The sequence below is a fragment of the Betaproteobacteria bacterium genome, from assembly GCA_016791345.1.
Taxonomy (GTDB): Bacteria; Pseudomonadota; Gammaproteobacteria; order Burkholderiales; family JAEUMW01; genus JAEUMW01.
This window is the reverse complement of record JAEUMW010000458.1, coordinates 1-2300: the sequence shown is the minus strand read 5'-3', so window position 1 is coordinate 2300 and position 2300 is coordinate 1. Positions and strand designations below refer to the sequence as shown.

The 2300-nt window shown below is 65.4% G+C and carries 4 protein-coding genes; 2 read left to right on the top strand and 2 right to left on the bottom strand.

From position 1 onward, the window contains the following. A partial coding sequence (locus JNK68_17090; protein MBL8542059.1) for an esterase family protein occupies positions 1 to 353 on the bottom strand: 353 nt, incomplete at its 3' end. Between the two features lie 147 nt (positions 354 to 500). Between JNK68_17090 and JNK68_17085 the strand changes: the two genes are divergently transcribed. Both JNK68_17085 and JNK68_17080 read left to right on the top strand, forming a co-directional pair. Then, positions 501 to 752 (top strand): hypothetical protein, encoded by a 252-nt coding sequence (locus tag JNK68_17085; protein MBL8542058.1) that lies wholly within the window; start codon positions 501 to 503, stop codon positions 750 to 752. 128 nt (positions 753 to 880) lie between these two features. After that, a complete protein-coding gene (locus JNK68_17080; protein ID MBL8542057.1) occupies positions 881 to 1582 on the top strand; it encodes a Crp/Fnr family transcriptional regulator in 702 nt (233 codons plus the stop codon). A gap of 165 nt (positions 1583 to 1747) precedes the next feature. On the opposite strand, the gene JNK68_17075 is transcribed toward JNK68_17080, so the two are convergent. After that, positions 1748 to 2086 carry a P-II family nitrogen regulator gene (locus JNK68_17075; protein ID MBL8542056.1) on the bottom strand — a complete coding sequence of 113 codons (339 nt, stop codon included), beginning with the start codon at positions 2084 to 2086 and terminating at the stop codon, positions 1748 to 1750. Positions 2087 to 2300: the final 214 nt, after the last annotated feature.

Here is a 2300-nt window from a genome sequence, read left to right as displayed (position 1 = left end):
GGATCGGCCGGATCGACGGTCCCGTACGTACCGGGGTCGCGTGCGATGCCCGGATAGATCCGGCTGTCTGCGGAGCGCATGGTGAATTCGACCAGACGGGCGCGCGGCACGCCTGCCTGCGGACTCGTCTCGGGCGCCGGGCGATGCGTCGGGCCGATGACGAAGTTGCCGACGGCGCCGACGGGCGGCACCGCACCATCGGGCAGTTCGCGCGCCGCGACGTAACCCGGCGTGCCGGGATCACGCGTCGGCGATTGCCGGCGAGAAGACGCTGCGTCGTAGTGGCGCAGAGCGACCGCCGTCGCGACGATGGCGATCAGCACGACGAGCACCGACACGGCGATTCGCGGCATCCGCATGCTTGGGAGTGTAACTCCGCCCACGCCACGATCGACTTCACGGCGTACCTTCGCGCGTGCAGCAGACGAAGAGCCCCCGTGCGTAGAGCCGCGAAGGTATCCTCACACTTTGTGACTTGAGGGCGGGCGCAAGGAACGACGATGAAGACGCCGCACACGATTGCCATCGAGGCGGCTCTGGCCGCCGACTGGACCCATGCGCACGAGATCGTGCAGGAACTGAACGATCCGCTCGCGTGCTGGATACACGCGATTCTCCACAAGATGGAGGGCGATGCCGGCAACAGTCGCTACTGGTACGGCCGCAGCGGCGGCAAGCGTTACGAGGATTTCGCCAACGCCCGCACCGAGTTGGCGGCCGCCCTCGCAGTTGCCAAAGAGCTGCGTCCCTGAAGCCGAAACGGCCCGGGCCTGCGCACATGGGCGCGCCATCCCGAAGCCGCGCCGAGATTATGTCGCCCCGCTCCTCCCGCACGCCCCGGCACCGGTGACCCGACAACGCAAACCCGCGGAGACGAACGTTGGTACAGCACGGTTACGCGTCGATACTCGAAACGCTCAGGAAGAGCCGGTGGTTCCACTCGCTTCCGCAAACGTTGCAGGATCTCATCCTGCAGCGTTCGCTCATCCGCGAGTACGCCCGCGGCGATGTGATTCTGCGGGAGGGGGCTCCCCCGGAGGGCATCTTCGCGGTGCTCAGCGGCCACGTGCGTGTCATGCGCGTGACCGCAGACGCGGCGGAGACCCTCATCCACGTCGGCGAGGCCGGCTTCTGGTTCGGCGATCACGGGACGCTCGCCCGCGTCCCGAGCATCGGCAGCATCATCGCGGATTCTGCCGTGCGCACGCTTTTCCTCTCCGTTGCCGAGTTCGAACGCATCGTCGACGACGAGCCGCGCTATTTCCGGGCTTTCGCCGATCTCCTGTTCGAGCGCTATGCGCTGCTCTTTCGCTACATGGGCGACACCCACAGCCTCGCACGCGAGCAGTGGCTGCACGTGCGTCTCGCGGATCTGGCAGCGATGCAGCGCGGGGACGCGCCGAGCGCCGATGCCGTCAGCATTCCCGTATCACAGGCAGACCTCGCGGCGATGATCGGCGTCTCGCGGCAAACCCTGAATGGCCTGCTCAACCGGCTGGAGGCGCGCGGCCTGATCGAGGTCGGCTATCGGAGTGTGCGCGTCCTCGACGAGGCGGCGTTGCGAAACGCGGGACAGCAATAGCGAGCAAGCGACGTCGAGCGTTGCCTCGTCCACGCTCGGAGAGGGCGCAAAAGCGCTGGCGATGCTGCAGCACCAACCAGAAAATTCAAGGATCCCGCGGCCTCGGGACCAAGACCTGCAGGGATATCGCGAAGGAGGGTGAGGCGGACGCGGCGGCGGCGACCGTCAGATTGCCGATTCGCCGGTCTCTCCGGTACGAATGCGGATCACCTGCTCGACCCCGGTGACGAAGATCTTGCCGTCGCCGATCTTGCCCGTGCGAGCGGACTTGGTGATGGCCTCCAGGGCACCGTCGACCAGGGATTCGGGAACGACGACCTCGACCTTCACCTTGGGAAGAAAATCCACCACGTACTCGGCGCCCCGATACAGTTCAGTGTGCCCCTTCTGACGGCCGAAGCCTTTCACTTCGGTTACGGTCAGGCCGGTCACGCCGATCTCCGACAGAGATTCTCTCACTTCGTCGAGCTTGAAAGGCTTGATGATGGCCTCGATTTTCTTCACGTGATGACTCCAGTTCGGTGGGCTGACCGGCGGGGCAGCAGTGCCGACATATCCGGTTGCTGAACACCGCCCGCGCGACTCGCCGGTCGGGAATTTGGCGCTAGTATAGTCGCTAAAATCCACAAGATAAATCGCCGAGCACCGACTGTTGCTGACATACCTCCCGAGGTCATCCCCGCCTTCCTGCGGACCGCTTCACCGCGCTGGCTCCACA